Here is a 16,276-nt window from a genome sequence, read left to right as displayed (position 1 = left end):
CTTGTGAAAAAAGAATCAGGGGATGTAGAGTCAATCGTATCTACAAATGGTGTAAAGTTGCACCTGTTTGAGCCAAGCGGCAGAAAAATCTGGACTGTGGTTGGAAAAGAAAACGAGCATTGGCTTGATTCGGATCTGGGATACTGCTCATGTGAAGACTATTACTATAACGCAATGGAAAAAGGACGGCAATGTTATCACTTACAAGCAGTTCAAACTGCAATAAAACAAGATAAAATTGAGACAATAATATTTCAAGACTCTGAGTTTGATAGTTTCATATCTGCACTTATACAAGATATGCTATGATGCCAAAAAATATCTCTGGATGAAAATATGATTAAAATAAATGTGCTAGTATGAAAATAATTTATGGGTTATTTTAGAGGTATTGTGAAAAGGTCTTCCTTTGAAACGCCTTTCCAGAGTCCAATCATGCCTTCTGCTTTGACTTGTTCCACTTTGGTTATTTTTTGGATCTTTATTTGATTAGGAGTCGGTGGCATCCAGAGCATTGCCATGTAGTCACCTACATTTCCCACTGCGTCTGCTTTTGCAGAAATTATCTTTTCTTTTGTAAAACCGTTTGCAACAAGTGCATCTGTTGCAGCTGTCTCCAAGTCACTTCTACCATGTGTGAAAAGGTAGACTGATTTTGCTGTATCTACTTGAGTCAATAAAGTACATCCATCTGATGCTTTAATGAATATTTCTAAAACCAATCTTGGATTATATACCTCATGATTCAAGCCGAAAGCATTGGTCAACATTTTGATTGTGGGCTCCGGTGGACGCGAGCATGCTATAGGTTGGAAGCTTGCGCAGAGTTCAAAAGTCGATAACGTTTACTTTGCACCTGGAAATGGAGGCACTACAAACAATGTATGTATTTCTTCTGATGATATTGAGGGTCTTGCCAAGTTTGCAAAAGAGAATGACTGCATAACAGTGGTGGGTCCTGAAATTCCGCTGTCAAATGGCATAGTCGATGAGTTTACAAAAAAAGGACTTGGAATATTTGGTCCTACGAAGAATGCAGCACAATTGGAATCCAGCAAGATCTGGGCAAAAAACTTCATGCAGAGAAATGGCATTCTTACCGCAAGATTTGAAGTCTTTGATGATCCGAATAAAGCAATAGATTTTGCAAAGTCTGTTGACTTTCGCTTGGTGGTAAAAGCCGATGGTCTTGCTGCTGGAAAAGGCGTGATTGTATGTAACAGTTCTTCTGAAGCAGTTGATGCAATAAACAAGATGCTTGTACACAAAAGTTTTGGTAATGCGGGCTTGAAAATTATCTTGGAGGAGAGGATAGATGGGGTTGAGGCCTCTTTTATTGCACTCTCTGATGGGAACATTGCATATTCTATGGCTACAAGTCAGGATCATAAGAGAATCTATGACGATGACAAGGGACCAAATACTGGTGGGATGGGGACATATTCTCCAACTCCTGTGATTGATGATTTCACTGCAAATGAAATTCAAAAAAATGTCATTGAAAAAACAATCACATCGATGAAAAAGGAAGGCATTGTGTTCAAGGGATTTTTGTATGCCGGAATAATGCTAAAAGATGGCAAGTCTTATGTCTTGGAGTTTAACGCAAGAATGGGCGATCCGGAATGCCAATCAATAATGATGCGCATGGACTCGGACCTGTTCGAATATGTGCAGGCAAGCATAGATGGTACTCTGTCTTCTTTACCTCAGATGTCATGGAAAAAACAGAGTGCAGTATGTGTTATACTTGCATCCAAAGGATATCCTGAATCGTATCCTACGGGTGAGGAAATATTGGGTCTTGACGATTTGACTCCTAACTCACAGGTCTTTCACTCTGGAACAAGAAATGAGAATGGAAGAATTTTGACAAGTGGTGGAAGAGTGCTTGGGGTGACTGCAGTTGGAGAGACATTGGGGGACGCAATCGCAAATGCGTACTTGCGGGTGGGGAAAATAAATTGGCCCTCAAAATACTGTAGAACGGATATTGGCAAAAAAGGTCTTACATGGCATAAATGAAAAAACAAGTCCAAGATTCACATAATTCAATATGCCGCACATGAAATCAGATGGATTGGTGGAAAGATCTTAAGATTGATACTGACGTAATTATGTAATGAGAAAATCAGTTATCATACTATCCATAATTTTGGCAATAATTGGAACAGGTATTGTATTTTACGTGATTCCTTTACCTGTGCCGAGCAATGTACCACAACACATTTTACATTGTCTTCAGCCTAGCATGGAGTCAATCCCTCACATGAAATGGAATTGTTTCTACTTTACTCAAAAATAAAGGTAAATTGTGGCTCAAAGATAAACAAGCAATGATAGTGCAAATTTCTAAGACTGTACTTTTACTTGATGTGGATAAAAAGGGAAAGCCCCCCGTTTGTACCTAAAAACATGACGCAATCAGGACATAGCGTAGGTTATGATTTGTTGGAAAGAGTTTAAGATCAGTACCGGAATAGTTACACCATGAAAAGATCATCTTTCATAATTCCAATAATTGCAGTTATAATCGGAATCGCATTTTTAACATTTTTTGAAGTATATCGTATTGCAAATACTTCAGTGGATATAACTCACGGCTCAGGATCTAGTACTCATCCCGATTGTGTAAGCACCAAGAGTTGTTACTATCCAAACCCGTTGATCATTTCAAGAGGTGATACTGTGACATGGACAAATAAGGACTCGCTAAGACATACAGTAACAAGTGGCATACCAACTGGAGATGTCGCAGGTACAATATTTGACAGTAAGGTCATAGAGCCAGAACAGACATTCAAATTCACTTTTACAAATACAGGAACATACGATTACTTTTGTATCATTCACCCATGGATACAGGGTCAGATAATTGTAAAATGATTCCATGGCTCAAAAGGGGCAGCATAATCATTACAACATAAAATTCCTCAAGGGCTATGGCTTTTCCTTTTTACTTGATGTGAATGACTGAATCTTCTGTTACAACACAATCCATTTTTACATCATGGTCATCGTGGGGAAATGACTTTAGTACATGTTTTGAATATGTCAAACCAATTTTCTTTATTTTTTTACCTTGTAGATACCTATCATAAAACCCAAAGCCGTATCCTAACCTGTATCCTTCTCGAGTAAGTGCAATTGCAGGCACTATGATGACATCGAGTTTTTTAGTTGTCTCACATTTTTCCTTGGGTTCCATCACTGAAAAATTCCCAAGTTCTAGATCTGATAAACTTGAAATTTTTTTGAAGACCAGATCATTCTTGTCCACTCGTGGAAGTGACACTTCTTTTCCTTGGTTAAAAAATTCGTGCAATAGATCATGTGTCTGAACTTCACTTCCTATTGAATAATATGTACCAATTGACTTGGCTTGCCTGTAAAAATCAATTTTTCTTAGATTGTCCCGGATCCTATTGCTTGCAATTTTTATAAAATCAAGCGAGAGTTCATCTCTAGCATCTAACATTTGTTTGCGTAATCTTGATTTTTCAACTGGGTTGGACAAATTCTTTACTAATTGATGCAGCTGTTACAGTGTTTTTTAAAAGCATCGCTATTGTCATTGGCCCTACTCCGCCTGGTACTGGTGTGACATATGATGCCTTTTTGATGACATTGTCATAATCTACATCTCCTACGAGTTTACCATCTAATCTTGCAGTGCCGACATCTATTACCACTGCGCCTTCTTTTATCATGTCTTCTGTTAGAATGAATTTTGATCTGTCGCCTATTGCGGTAACTATGATATCTGCACCAAGGCAATATTCCTTGAGATTCTTTGTCCTGGAGTGACATGTTGTTACCGTGGCATTTTTTTCTAGCATGAGATTATAGAGTGGTTTTCCTACTAGATTACTTCGGTTTATTATCACAGCGTTTTTTCCTTCCAAGTCTATTTTGTAATACTCTAACAACTCCATTATCCCAGAGGGAGTACAGGGTTTGAGGATTGACCTCCCTGATGTCAAAAGACCAATATTGTATGGCGTTAAACCGTCCACATCCTTTATGGGTGATATCCTGGAAGTTGTTGTAAAGCCATCTAATTGGCTTGGCAGTGGAAGTTGGACTAGAATTCCATGGACCGTCTCATCATTATTTAATAAATTTATCAAGGAATTCATTTCTTTTTGAGAAAAGATGGGAGGAAGTTTGTGATCCTTTGTAGTTATACCAACATCAGCGCATGCTTTTTGCTTGTTTCTTACATATGTTGAAGATGCAGGATCGTCGCCTACCAGAACTGTTGCAAGACATGGCACTATGCCATCCTCTGACAGTTCCTTTACAGCTGATCTTACCCTGTCCTTAACTGATGATGCCACTATGATGCCATCTATTTTCTGTCCCGTCAAACATACTTGGATGATTTTTTGGATATTTAATCTTTGGAAATTTTACATGCCGTGCATGTGTGACTTGAGTTAAAATCATTAAGAGCCATCTCGCAGAAATGATATTGAAAATAGTATTTGACACAAATGAATATGCAAAAAAAATTATAAAAAGCGACACATACTTTCATACCTTTCTAAACAAGGAAAACTTGGCAGCAGGGATTTTGAGACTTGGACCCGGTGGTAATGATACACAGGAACCTCATGAAAATGACGAGGTTTATTATGTTGTAAAAGGTGATGGATTTCTTGAAATTAACGGAAAAGACTATGCTGTTTCAGAAGGCATGTCATATTACGTTGCTAAAAAAATCCCCCACAAGTTTCATGGAAACAAAAAAGAACTCGTTGTAATGTATTTTTTTGGAGGGCCTGACACCTAGGAAATTACTGTCTTTCTTCCAACTATCTTTATTTTTCCCTTGGCAAAGAGCTTTACTGCCTTTGGATATATTTTGTGTTCTTGTTTGAGAATTTTTTTAGAAATGCTTTCTTCCGTATCGTTGTCCTTTATCTTTACAACCGACTGCAAAATAATGGGTCCAGTATCAACACCTTCATCTACAAAGTGTACTGTACATCCTGAGTATTTCACTCCATATTCTAGAGCCTGCCTTTGTGAGTGTAATCCTGGAAATGCTGGCAATATGGCTGGATGTATGTTCATTATTCTTCCCTTGTAATGCCTGATGAATTCTGGGCTCATTATTCTCATAAATCCTGCAAGGCATATGAGGCCATTTTGTGGCGTCACCCCATGCTTTTCAAGAACTGATACAAGTTTAGAGTCATACTCCCAGTTTCCTCCCTTGAAGCCGTTGCTATCTATAATCTCTGTTCTTATCCCTATTTTTTGGGCTATGGCAAGTCCTCTAGCGTCTGGCTTGTTTGAAATTACTATGACCGGCTTGATTGGAATTTTATTTTTTTTAACAGCCTTTAAGATGTTCTCCATGTTGCTTCCTCTACCTGAGATCAAAATGGCAAGACTTAACATGAAATGATTTTGGTCTTGTATGAATAAACACTTTACTAATTTTAACTGAAAAACAACAGATCGGTGTTTTAAGTCATTATGCTGTATGTTGCACCAGATTAATCTTGCAATTTATATCTAATCTGGTTGGCACAATCTCAAATTGAACTCAAAGGTAAAGATGACATCAAACGGAATCGTGGTATTACATAGTGACAAGACAGTCCATCTTGATCCAAAACGTGGAACTGAAAATGGGATTAGCTTTGTATCTCATGCACATCTTGATCATTTACACAATCAAAAAGGGGATGGAGTTCTCATTGCTTCCAAGCAGACAACTGAGATTGCAAAACTTCGAGGTTATGTGATTGAAAACTATGTTGAACAATATGAGAATTTTTCAATGATTGATGCAGGTCACATACTTGGAGCAAAAGGGCTCTTGTTTGATGATCTTTTTTACACCGGTGATATCTCTATTCGTAACCGAGGATTTATGAAAGGTGCAACTGTTCCAAAATGCAAAACACTAATCACTGAATGTACATTTGGGATGCCTGAATATGTATTTCCTACCATTGATGACACTGTAAAACGTGTAAATGAAATCATTTCAGAACTTTATGGAAAAGGAAAACCCGTAATTTTGTTGGGATATGAACTTGGCAAAGCTCAGATTTTATCACACTTGTTTTCACACTGGGATCCATATTATCATGATTCGGTAAAAAAAGTCAATGACCTATACAGACAGTTTGGAGTACCACTTGATGAATCAATAGGTCATACTGAAGCCGAGTCACGTGGACTCCTTGAGAAAAAACCTTGGCTTATGATTGCTCCTAACATGAGCGGAAGAAATGCTTTTGTCAAACACATGAAGTCAAAGTATGACGCAATAACAATCGGATTTAGTGGGTGGGCACAATCTTCCAGATTTTCTTTTGCGCGCGGTCATGATTATTCCATTGCACTAAGTGATCATTGTGACTATAACGAATTGATTGATTTGGTGAAAAGATGCAATCCTGAAAAAATATACACTGTGCATGGATTTGTAGATGAGTTTGCTGCAGACCTTGTCAAGCGGGGATATGATGCACAGTCTCTGCGCGAAGACTCTATTGATAATTATGTCTAAAGGATACCTATTATGAGATGTTAAAACATCTACTGTTCAAATCTTGTGATGTAACTGAAAGTTTTGACAGATTTTTCTGAAAGAAAATATTCTTACAGTGAACCATTCTCTTGATTGGCTTGGGAGTCTTTTGATTTTTGCTGTGTCACTGCCTTTTTAGTACTTTCAAGATATGCTATAGTGGTTCCCAAATTTCCAAATCCCATTGCATTTAATGACTCTGATGGGATCATGACAATTGTATTTCCTTGCACTTTAATTGATTCATACAACATGTTGGATTGTCGTAGTGCATATGCTACGGGATTATCTGCGTACACTCTTGCTGCCTCTTCAAATTTTTTTGCGACTAGTATCTCTGATTCGCCATATGTCACTCTGGCACTCTTCTCACGCTCCGCCTGTGCCTGCATTGACATGGCTGATTCCAACTCTTGCGGAATTATGACTTGACGAATTTCCACGCCTGTTACTTCAATTCCCCAACTGCTCGCTTCTGCTGAAATTATTGTTTTTACATGCTGATTGATTTCTTCTCTTTTTGAAAGCACATCTTGGAATTGCGAAGAACCGATGTTATTGCGAAGCGTTGTTTGTGATACTTGTTGTATCATTTGGTTAAAGTTTTCCACATTTAGTATTGCATCTTTTGCACGCTCATCAATTATTTTGTAGCGAAGTATTGCATCGATAGTTACTGGAACATTATCTTTTGTCAACATTCTCTCAGCCTTGAATTCGCTTACTTTTTCTCGTATATCGATAACTAAAATATTATCTGCAAAAGGCAATCTTGTTTGAATGCCGGGACCAACTTGTCTTTGATATTTTCCCAATCGTAGTATTACAGCTCTCTCATATTGATTGATAATCATCAAGAATGCAGAAATGATTAATGATACGCCTATGACAAGTGTTCCATATGTTATCAGATTATTACTAGTTGCCATGCCTATGGCAAGACCGATGATGAGAACTAGTACCCCTATGATGACATGATAACCCGATCCTTTTTGCTTGACTAGTTTTTCTGCAAAGTTAGATGATGAATATTGTCCAGACATTTTTTTTGCACCTGTTACTACTGATACGTCCTGGAATTTAAAGGGCGGTACAACAGGTAAGGTGCATACTTGAAAAAACATGACAACAAGTAATTGAAATTTCAAAAACTAGTAACATCATGTAAATTTGCGGATTGCTCTGTTGTATGCAACCCCAAACCTGTGCGCTTCATCTCTTGCATGCTGCAAGATCTTTAGTGCTGGATTGGTTTTTGCCATGACTAGTGGTTTGCTGACTCTTGGCTGATAGACCTCTTCATTCTCTTTTGCAAGCGATACGCATGGTATGTCCACCCCAATCGCATGTATGGCATCAAGTGCTGCATTTAGCTGGCCGCGTCCACCATCAATTAGTACCAAGTCTGGCATCTTTGATTTTTCCTCTTTTAATCTCAAGTAACGCCTCTTGACTATCTCATTTATCATTGCAAAATCATTGTGTCCTTGTACTGTTTTTATCTTAAATTTTCTATATCCTGATGTCTGAGGTTTTCCGTCAACAAGACATGACATGGAGCCCACTGCATAATCTTCACCGTGGTTTGAAATGTCAAAACATTCTATTATTCTTGGGATGTCTTGTAACCCAAGTCTCTCTTGAAGTTCGACAAGTGCAGGGTCTGCACCCTTTGTTATCTCAAGTGATATGTTTTTCATGATAAGATCAATTATTTCGCGCCTTTTTCCAGTTGTTGGCACCGTTATGTGTACCGTAAATCCTGACGAGCGTGCAAACACCTCTTCTAATACCTCTTTTTTGTCTGGCATCTCACTTACTATTACATATCTTGGAATTGGGTTTGTGGAATAATACTGGGATAAAAAGCTAGAAAATGTATTGTCACCTACCAAGTCAAACGAAAACTTGTTTCTGTCCTTTATCACTCCGTTTGCTAGGCGAAAGCTCATCAAGTGTGCAGTCTGATCTTTTGTTTTTATGCCAAAATATTCTTCGTTAGTGCCTATTCTAGGGGACTCCATTTTTTGCCTGACTTGAAGATTGCCGAGTCTTTGCAATGTCTCATGAATCTCCTTTGCTTTTTCATACTGGCGATTCTCAGATGCTTGAATCATCTCTTTTTCTAGATTTTTGACAAAGTCTTCTAGTCGTTGTTTACCTTTTAGGATTGACTCAAGATCCGAAATGTGTTTATTATAATCTTCCCGAGCTTGCTTGAACTGACATGGAGCATCACAGTTTCCAAGATGATATTCAAGACATGCCTCCTTTGGAAGTTTCTTGCATATCCGTATCTTGAATGTCTTGCGCAAAAGACCAATTGAAAGCATCTTTGAACTTCCATGTGTAAAGGGGCCATACATTTTACCTCCCCCTAAAAACTGCCCGGTCCTTGTTCTTCTTGCTACCATGAGACGAGGGAACTCTTCATTAGTAATCCTCAGGTAGGTGTATCTTTGCTGATCCTTGAGCTCTATGTTGTACGGTGGCCTATAGCGCTTGATCATGTTTGCCTCTAGCAAAAAGGCCTCCTCCTCATTATCTGTCAAAATAAACTCAATGTCTGTAATTTTTTCCACCAGTTTTTGTGTCTTGTAGTTTTGGTTTTTCAAGAAATATGACTTGACTCGATTTTTGAGATTTTTTGCCTTGCCTATGTATAGTATCTTTTCTGTTTCATCCTTCATGATGTATATGCCAGGATGTGACGGAATTGATACCTTTGAGATATCAAGAGTCATTTTTTAAAATGCGTTTTATGTATTGGCCAGTGTAACTTCGAGGGTTTAGCGCAACTTGCTCTGGCGTACCTGTTGCAACAATTGTCCCACCACCATCTCCACCTTCTGGACCAAGGTCAATTATCCAGTCAGAGTTTTTGATTACATCCATGTTGTGCTCTATTATGATTATTGTATTTCCAAGATTTACCAGTCTGTTTAGAACTTCCAGCAATTTCTGGACGTCTGCAAAATGAAGCCCAGTTGTTGGCTCGTCTAGGATGTAGACAGTTCTGCCAGTGTCGCGTTTTGACAGTTCTGATGCAAGTTTTACACGCTGGGCTTCTCCACCTGATAATGTTGTGGCTGCTTGTCCAAGCTTTATGTATCCTAGTCCAACATCTGATACTGTTTGTAACTTTCTCTGAATTGAAGGAATGTTTGCAAAAAATTCTAGCGCCTCCTCTACCGTCATTGCAAGAATGTCAGATATGTTCTTGTCCTTGTAATGTATTGCAAGTGTCTCAGAATTGTAACGCTTGCCCTTACACTCGTCACATACTACATAGACATCTGATAGAAACTGCATCTCTATTTTTTTGACCCCGTCACCCTCACATGCAAAACATCTGCCATCTGCAACGTTAAATGAGAACTGCCCTGGGGTGTATCCTCGTTCCTTTGATAGCTCAGTTCCTGCATATAATTCTCGAATGGGCGTAAATGCTCCAATGTACGTGGCAGGATTTGAGCGTGGAGTGCGACCTATTGGGGACTGGTCTATACCTATGACCTTGTCAATTTCGCCCATTCCTGATATGCTTCTATGTCTTCCAGGCCTGTCTGTTGAGCCATAAATGTCGGCTGCCAATGCCTTGTACAATATGTCATTTACAAGTGTTGATTTTCCAGATCCTGATACTCCTGTTACTGTGATCATCATGCCTAGAGGAAATTCAACATCAATGTTTTTGAGATTGTTCTCTGATGCGCCCTTGAGAACAAGATTGCCTTTCTGCGGATGTTTGTTTTTTGCAAGTTTTATAGCATCATGGTTTTTGAGATATTTTCCAGTAACTGACTTTTCATTTTTTAGAATTTCATTTATTGTCCCTTCAAAGACCACGTTTCCTCCATGGACTCCTGCATATGGACCGAGATCAATTATCCAATCTGAGCTTCGCATTACTTCTTCGTCATGCTCGACAACAAGTATGGTATTTCCAAGGTCGCGAAGTTTTGTTAGAGTCTTGATTAGTTTGGCATTGTCTCTTTGATGCAATCCTATTGTGGGCTCGTCAAGAACATATAGTACGCCTGTTAGGTTTGATCCTATCTGTGTTGCAAGCCTGATTCTCTGGGCCTCTCCGCCTGACAGTGTAGAGCTAACGCGGTTAAGCGTAAGATAATTCAGTCCCACATTTTTTAAAAATTCAAGCCTTGACAGTACTTCTTTTAGGATGGATTTTGCAATGTATTTTTCTGTCTCGCTCAGCTGAAGATTTTTGAAAAATTCGTAACACGAATCAATTGACAAGTCACAGACATCCATGATTGAAAGCGAGTTTATGGAAACTGACAATGCTTCGTCCTTGAGTCTTCGGCCCTTACACAAGTTACATGGAGTCTCTCTCATAAACTTGCTCAATTCCTCTCTTTTTGACTCTGAATCAGTCTCCGCAAAGTTTTTCTGAAGACTTGGTATTACACCATGAAAATTGTTGGTATATTCCCACTTGGAATCAGTAGACTGGGATTCGTAAGAAAACCTGACTGCTTCCTCACTTCCATACAATATTACCTGAAGCTGTTTTGAACTCATCTTGTTGATTGGAGTCATAAGATCAAAACCATATTTTTTTCCGACATCTCGTAATGTCTGTCTTCTAAATGATGAAAACCTGCCTGACCATGGAACTATTGCCCCGTCTAGTATTGATTTTGTCTTGTCTGGTATTAGCAAGTCTGGCTCAAACTCCATCTTTACCCCGAGGCCATGACATGTCTTGCATGCACCAAATGGTGAGTTGAATGAAAAACCTCTTGGTTCTAACTCGCCTATTGAAATTCCACAAAATGGACATGCATTATTTTGGGAGAAGACCTTTTCTTCTGTGTCGGCAACCATCACATCACCCTTGCCTGCCTTGAGTGCAGTCTGGATTGATTCATACAACCTACTTTTTTCTTCCCACGATGCCTTGACTCTATCAACAACAATTTCGATATTGTGCCATTTTTGTTTATCCAGTACTGGAAGATCCCCAGCAAGCTCTATAATTTCCCCATCAATCCTGATTCTGGAATACCCTTGTTTTTTTACTTGCTCAAATAATTTTTCATAAGTTCCTTTTTTCCTTCTGACAAGTGACGCCAAGATCAAGATTTTTTTTCCTTCTGACTCTTTTAGGATTGATTCACAAATTGATTCAACTGATTGATTTGATATCTTTCTTGAACACTTGGGGCAGTGGGGTGTACCAATTCTTGCATACAATAGTCTGAGATAATCATAAATTTCTGTTATGGTTCCAACTGTAGACCTTGGATTCTTACTTGTGGTCTTTTGCTGAATTGATATTGCAGGAGATAGCCCTTCGATAGAATCAACATCTGGCTTGTTCATCATTTCAAGAAACTGCCTTGCATATGCCGAAAGTGATTCGACGTATCTTCTCTGACCTTCTGCATATATTGTATCAAATGCAAGCGTTGATTTTCCAGATCCTGATAGTCCTGTAATCACCACCAGTTTATTCTTTGGAATGTCTACGTTGATATTCTTTAGATTGTGCTCCCTTGCACCTCGGATAATTAACTTGTCATTCATTTCGTAATTGTTTTTGTATCCTTGTTAGTTTATCACGGTATTCAATTGCGTGCTCAAAGTCAAGCTCCTCTGCATAGCGTTTCATGGCTGCCTCTATTTCTATTGCCATCGTCTGTATATCATGCTTTGACATGTGTTTTATTTCATCTAGTACAATTGTCTGCTGTGGGATTGCCTTTGTGATGCCGGTTGGGATGATTCCCATTTTTTGATTGTATTCCAACTGTTTTTTTCTCCTCCTGTCAGTCTCTGATATTGCAAGTGTCATGGATTGTGTTTTTTTATCAGCATACATGATTACCGCACCGTCTACATTTCTTGCTGCTCTTCCAAATGTCTGAATCAAGCTAGTTACATTTCTCAAAAATCCCTCCTTATCTGCATCAAGTATGGCAACAAGGGACACCTCTGGGATGTCAAGGCCTTCTCTTAACAGGTTGATTCCGACTAGGACATCGAATTCACCGAGTCTGAGCTGTCTGATTATCTCGGTTCTCTGCAAGTTTTCAATCTCAGAGTGTAAATAACGAACCTTTACTTGATGTTTTGACAGGTACTCTGCCAAATCTTCTGCCATTCTTTTTGTCAATGTAGTGACTAATGTGCGCTGGTTCTTTTCTGTCCGTTTTTTTATTTCTAAAATCAAATCATCCATCTGATTTTCTGTTTTTCTTATCTCGGTTGTGGGGTCTACAAGTCCTGTTGGCCTGATTAGTTGCTCGACAATTTGGAAACTTTGCTTTCTTTCATAATCGCTTGGCGTTGCGGAAACAAATATTGTATTGCTGATATATTTTTCAAATTCTTCGAATTTTAATGGTCTGTTGTCAAATGCACTTGTTAGCCTAAAGCCATAATCAATCAGAGATTTTTTTCTAGTATGGTCCCCATTGTACATGCCATGTAGTTGTGGCAGAGTTACATGTGACTCGTCAATTACAAGCAAAAAGTCATCTCCAAAAAAATCCAAAAGGCAAAACGGTGGCTCACCTGGTTTTCTTCCATCAAAATGTCTGGAATAATTTTCAATTCCTGAACAATACCCGAGTTCCTCTATCATCTCCAAGTCATATTTGGTCCTCATCTCAAGTCTCTGTCTTTCAAGCTCTGGCAATTCTGTTAGCCTTTGTTTTAGTTCCTCTCTGATTGACTGGACTGCAGTTTTCCTGACATCTGCGGCAACAAGATAGTGCTTTGCTGGGTATATCTTGATCTTTGAAATCTGTTTTTTTTCTTTTAATGATACAGGATCACAGATTGATATCTTTTCAACTTCATCTCCAAATAATGAAATCCTTACAACCGAGTCCGAGTATGCCGGTATTACATCAATGGTATCGCCCTTGATTCTGAACCTACCTGCCAAAAGTTCGGTATCATTTCTCTCGTATCTGGCATTGACAAGTTTCTTGACAAGTGTTCCTCTTCCAATGTCTGCGTCTTTTTCAATTGTAATGGCCATGGTTTCCCACTCGCTAGGTGAACCAAGAGAGTAGATGCATGATACAGTAGCTACGATAATCGTGGGTTCTCCTGACAGTAACATGGCAGTTGCCTCTAGACGTAATTTTTCTATCTTTTCGTTTATCTGAGTGTCTTTTTCTATGTATGTATCTGTCTGGGCTATGTAACTTTCGGGCTGGTAATAGTCATAATATGAAACGAAATATCCTACATTGTTTCTTGGGAAAAACTGTTTTAGCTCTGCGTAAAGCTGAGCAGCAAGTGTTTTGTTATGTGATATGACCAGTGTCTTTTTTCCAGTCCTGGCAATTGCATTTGCAACTGTAAACGTCTTACCACTACCTGTTACGCCAAGCAGCGTCTGGATCTTCTTTTTTTGTATTCCTTGAACAATTTGCTCTATTGCAAGAGGCTGGTCTCCTGTTGGAGTAAACTCTGCAACAAGTTCAAAGCTTGGATTTTCTAGCAAACATTACAAATTGGCCCTGTTTCAAATTTAAAGCAAATGGTATTATGATATCTTTACCAACTGGGTTCCTCTGAAATCTGTAGTCCGTCTTTTGTATTTATAATGCCCATCGTCTTTATTGTATCATGTGCAGTTGGACTGTTACGCGCCAGTATTTTTTTTGCAATTTCTAGTCTTGTTTTCTTGTCCCAATGCTGACCTATCTTGTACTTGCCTCTCATTGTGATTGGAACGACCTTGATTATTGCAACCTCTTCTACAACTTTCATGTCCGGTGTCAATTTTTCATATCCTCCCTCAGGCTGGTATTTTTTCATTAATTCATTTAATGCCAAAGTCTTTTCCTTTGGGTCTGAAACAAGGCTTGCTTTTCCCTTTATTACAATACTAATGTATAGCGTATCTGCCTGTGATGCATCAGTAGGAGATGTAAAGTATGATGGCAAAAATTCAAGACTGCGGTCTACCTCAAAGCCGACCTTTGAGTTTTTTACTATGTTTTCCAGTTTTTCTCCTCTAGGATGGGAATGCATATAGATTACATCGTTTGTATAGGCAAAATTCATTGGTATTATCTGGGGAAATCCATCCTTGTCTATACTGCATATTCTGCCTGTTTCTTGGTGGTTTAGAAACTCGATTATCTTTTCTTTTGACCTGATCTCCAGTCTTCCAAGCAGTTGCACAAACTCTTGTTATCAGATATGATATTTCTGTATATGGTTTTAATAGATAAATGTAAGTGGCTCTAACATAGGGCATGCAAAAGGGATCGAGATATACCAGTGTATTGGTAGGCGCGATCGTAGGTTCCGTGGTTGGATTTGCAAGCTATGTGTATACTTTGTTTGGTAATACAATTCCGTCATTTTTTGCAGTCTATTTCAGGGAGATTGGTGCAGCATTAATAATGATGGCAGTATTTGTGTTTGCAATAGCTTGGCTAATGAAAGCAAAACCCGGCAGAAAGCCACAAAGATACCTGATCAAGGTATTTGATGTATGTGGAGTGGAAACCCCGATAGATGGCATTAGGACTGAATTTAAAACACATGACGTTGCATGGAGCTTTATGAAAGAGTACAAGAAATTTTATCCACTCTTTAACTTTGCATTGGTATCTGATCTACCAAATTCTGAGAAACTAACAATATTTCGCTATCTTTGACAAAAAAGCTGTTAATATTCCAGAACACAATGTGGAGATTTCATAATTTTTAATTATCATTTCAAAATTAATCTGGCTGGGTAATTCTACACTGGATGTACTCAAATAGATGTCTTTGAACAGATTTTGTCTACACCTTTTCTATGAATAACACCGTGCTAGTCTTTTCGAACAATTGTCTTTCATTACAGTTCAATCTTGTCTTGACAGAACCATTCACAAAATTTCTTCGTTATGATTCTATGATCGCTTGATGGCTCGTTTGACGGATTCCCGATTCTTTAGTATGTAGCATGTGGAACTGTTGGTTTTGAAGTTCACTTTTGCTATGCTACTTGTAACTAATCTGACAATCTTGGCTGGATGGGTTTCTACATCGAACCATTGCCATCCTAGGTATTGCTTGTTGGATAGGTTTTCCTCTTCTTTTTGGACGGCTAGTTGAAGTGTCTTGAGGTATTCCGGCTTTTGGGAGAGTAGCTGTACTGTGTTGTTGAAGTCCTGCATGTGTACATATGTATACATATACATACACATATACCTTTTTCTCATAAACAATTAAATGCATAAAACAGAGATTTAGCGTCAAAGACCTAATCTATGAAACACTGTTTCAATAATATCCAAGGCTACACAGGCTGACAAAAATGATTGAAAATCTGATTTTGTTCCAGCTAACTATATCATTATTTCTAGGAGGAGCCATACTTGGCTTGGTATCTGGGAATGGTAGATTTTCACGACCTCTGATCTTCATTCCTTCTATGATGGGCTCAATTCTGACAATCTTGTTTTCTATTACTGTAATTACGACCAAATCACTGTCATGGGGAGTTCCACACATAATTCCATTTTTTAATCTTGAAATCTTTGTTGATGGCATATCTGCATTCTTTATGTTATTGATTGGAATCGTTTCATTTGCTGTTTCTCTATACTCTGTGGGATATTCAAAAGAGTATGAAATTAAAAAAAGAATATCTCTCTTTGGTTTTCTTTTTAATATTTTTATTTTGTCCATGATTCTTGTTGTAGGATCAAACAACGGATTTTTCTTTCTAATGTTCTG

General features: G+C 38.4%; 16 protein-coding genes and 1 pseudogene. 7 read left to right on the top strand and 10 right to left on the bottom strand.

What is annotated here, in order from left to right; genetic code table 11:
- Positions 1-3: 3 nt before the first annotated feature.
- Entirely contained in the window at positions 4-309 is a 306-nt protein-coding gene (locus BQ3481_RS03630) for a hypothetical protein (RefSeq protein ID WP_157927023.1), read from the top strand.
- 68 nt (positions 310-377) lie between these two features.
- Here BQ3481_RS03630 and BQ3481_RS03625 read toward each other — a convergent pair whose 3' ends face one another.
- Positions 378-677, bottom strand: coding sequence for a hypothetical protein (locus BQ3481_RS03625; RefSeq protein ID WP_157927022.1), 300 nt, complete (start codon positions 675-677; stop codon positions 378-380).
- 82 nt (positions 678-759) lie between these two features.
- Here BQ3481_RS03625 and purD point away from each other — a divergent pair, with 82 nt between their 5' ends.
- Together purD and BQ3481_RS03615 are read left to right on the top strand one after the other, a co-directional pair.
- Positions 760-2,025 (top strand): phosphoribosylamine--glycine ligase, encoded by a 1,266-nt coding sequence (purD, locus tag BQ3481_RS03620; protein WP_157927021.1) that lies wholly within the window; start codon positions 760-762, stop codon positions 2,023-2,025.
- 465 nt (positions 2,026-2,490) lie between these two features.
- On the top strand, positions 2,491-2,886 hold the full coding sequence (locus tag BQ3481_RS03615; RefSeq protein WP_157927020.1) for a cupredoxin domain-containing protein: 396 nt from the start codon (positions 2,491-2,493) through the stop codon (positions 2,884-2,886).
- 70 nt (positions 2,887-2,956) lie between these two features.
- Here BQ3481_RS03615 and BQ3481_RS03610 read toward each other — a convergent pair whose 3' ends face one another.
- Both BQ3481_RS03610 and BQ3481_RS03605 read right to left on the bottom strand, forming a co-directional pair.
- Positions 2,957-3,517, bottom strand: a complete 561-nt coding sequence (locus BQ3481_RS03610) for a 5-formyltetrahydrofolate cyclo-ligase (RefSeq protein ID WP_157927019.1) — start codon at positions 3,515-3,517, stop codon at positions 2,957-2,959.
- Complete coding sequence (locus tag BQ3481_RS03605; protein WP_157927018.1) at positions 3,501-4,370, bottom strand: bifunctional 5,10-methylenetetrahydrofolate dehydrogenase/5,10-methenyltetrahydrofolate cyclohydrolase; 870 nt, start codon at positions 4,368-4,370, stop codon at positions 3,501-3,503. The genes BQ3481_RS03610 and BQ3481_RS03605 overlap by 17 nt, the downstream gene beginning before the upstream one ends.
- A gap of 104 nt (positions 4,371-4,474) precedes the next feature.
- Between BQ3481_RS03605 and BQ3481_RS03600 the strand changes: the two genes are divergently transcribed.
- Entirely contained in the window at positions 4,475-4,795 is a 321-nt protein-coding gene (locus BQ3481_RS03600) for a cupin domain-containing protein (protein WP_157928456.1), read from the top strand.
- Here BQ3481_RS03600 and purN read toward each other — a convergent pair.
- Positions 4,792-5,409 carry a phosphoribosylglycinamide formyltransferase gene (gene purN / locus BQ3481_RS03595; protein WP_157927017.1) on the bottom strand — a complete coding sequence of 206 codons (618 nt, stop codon included), beginning with the start codon at positions 5,407-5,409 and terminating at the stop codon, positions 4,792-4,794. The genes BQ3481_RS03600 and purN overlap by 4 nt on opposite strands.
- Before the next feature lie 142 nt (positions 5,410-5,551).
- Here purN and BQ3481_RS03590 point away from each other — a divergent pair, with 142 nt between their 5' ends.
- Entirely contained in the window at positions 5,552-6,532 is a 981-nt protein-coding gene (locus BQ3481_RS03590) for an MBL fold metallo-hydrolase RNA specificity domain-containing protein (RefSeq protein ID WP_394336730.1), read from the top strand.
- Positions 6,533-6,624: 92 nt separating this feature from the next.
- Here the strand turns inward: BQ3481_RS03590 and BQ3481_RS03585 are convergent, their stop codons facing one another.
- From BQ3481_RS03585 to BQ3481_RS03565, 5 genes are read right to left on the bottom strand one after another with little or no spacing between them, the layout of a single operon-like run.
- Entirely contained in the window at positions 6,625-7,701 is a 1,077-nt protein-coding gene (locus tag BQ3481_RS03585; RefSeq protein WP_157927016.1) for an SPFH domain-containing protein, read from the bottom strand.
- Between the two features lie 12 nt (positions 7,702-7,713).
- The gene (uvrC, locus tag BQ3481_RS03580) at positions 7,714-9,297 is read right to left on the bottom strand and encodes an excinuclease ABC subunit UvrC (protein ID WP_157927015.1); all 1,584 of its coding nucleotides are present in this window, start codon (positions 9,295-9,297) and stop codon (positions 7,714-7,716) included.
- Positions 9,287-12,106 (bottom strand): excinuclease ABC subunit UvrA, encoded by a 2,820-nt coding sequence (uvrA, locus tag BQ3481_RS03575; RefSeq protein ID WP_157927014.1) that lies wholly within the window; start codon positions 12,104-12,106, stop codon positions 9,287-9,289. The genes uvrC and uvrA overlap by 11 nt, the downstream gene beginning before the upstream one ends.
- On the bottom strand, positions 12,099-14,039 hold the full coding sequence (gene uvrB, locus BQ3481_RS03570; protein ID WP_157927013.1) for an excinuclease ABC subunit UvrB: 1,941 nt from the start codon (positions 14,037-14,039) through the stop codon (positions 12,099-12,101). The genes uvrA and uvrB overlap by 8 nt, the downstream gene beginning before the upstream one ends.
- Before the next feature lie 53 nt (positions 14,040-14,092).
- Positions 14,093-14,725 carry a pyridoxamine 5'-phosphate oxidase family protein gene (locus tag BQ3481_RS03565; protein ID WP_157927012.1) on the bottom strand — a complete coding sequence of 211 codons (633 nt, stop codon included), beginning with the start codon at positions 14,723-14,725 and terminating at the stop codon, positions 14,093-14,095.
- Positions 14,726-14,799: 74 nt separating this feature from the next.
- On the opposite strand from BQ3481_RS03565, the gene BQ3481_RS03560 reads away from it, so the two are divergent.
- Positions 14,800-15,207 (top strand): hypothetical protein, encoded by a 408-nt coding sequence (locus BQ3481_RS03560; protein WP_157927011.1) that lies wholly within the window; start codon positions 14,800-14,802, stop codon positions 15,205-15,207.
- Positions 15,208-15,447: 240 nt separating this feature from the next.
- Here BQ3481_RS03560 and BQ3481_RS03555 read toward each other — a convergent pair whose 3' ends face one another.
- Positions 15,448-15,714 carry a hypothetical protein gene (locus BQ3481_RS03555; RefSeq protein WP_157927010.1) on the bottom strand — a complete coding sequence of 89 codons (267 nt, stop codon included), beginning with the start codon at positions 15,712-15,714 and terminating at the stop codon, positions 15,448-15,450.
- A gap of 140 nt (positions 15,715-15,854) precedes the next feature.
- Between BQ3481_RS03555 and BQ3481_RS11950 the strand changes: the two are divergent.
- Positions 15,855-16,115, top strand: a pseudogene (locus tag BQ3481_RS11950) (hypothetical protein); the annotation flags it as partial.
- Positions 16,116-16,276 lie beyond the last annotated feature (161 nt).

It is taken from the genome of Candidatus Nitrosotalea okcheonensis (genome assembly GCF_900177045.1).
Taxonomy (GTDB): Archaea; Thermoproteota; Nitrososphaeria; order Nitrososphaerales; family Nitrosopumilaceae; genus Nitrosotalea; species Nitrosotalea okcheonensis.
This window is presented reverse-complemented; position numbering and strand designations above follow the sequence as displayed.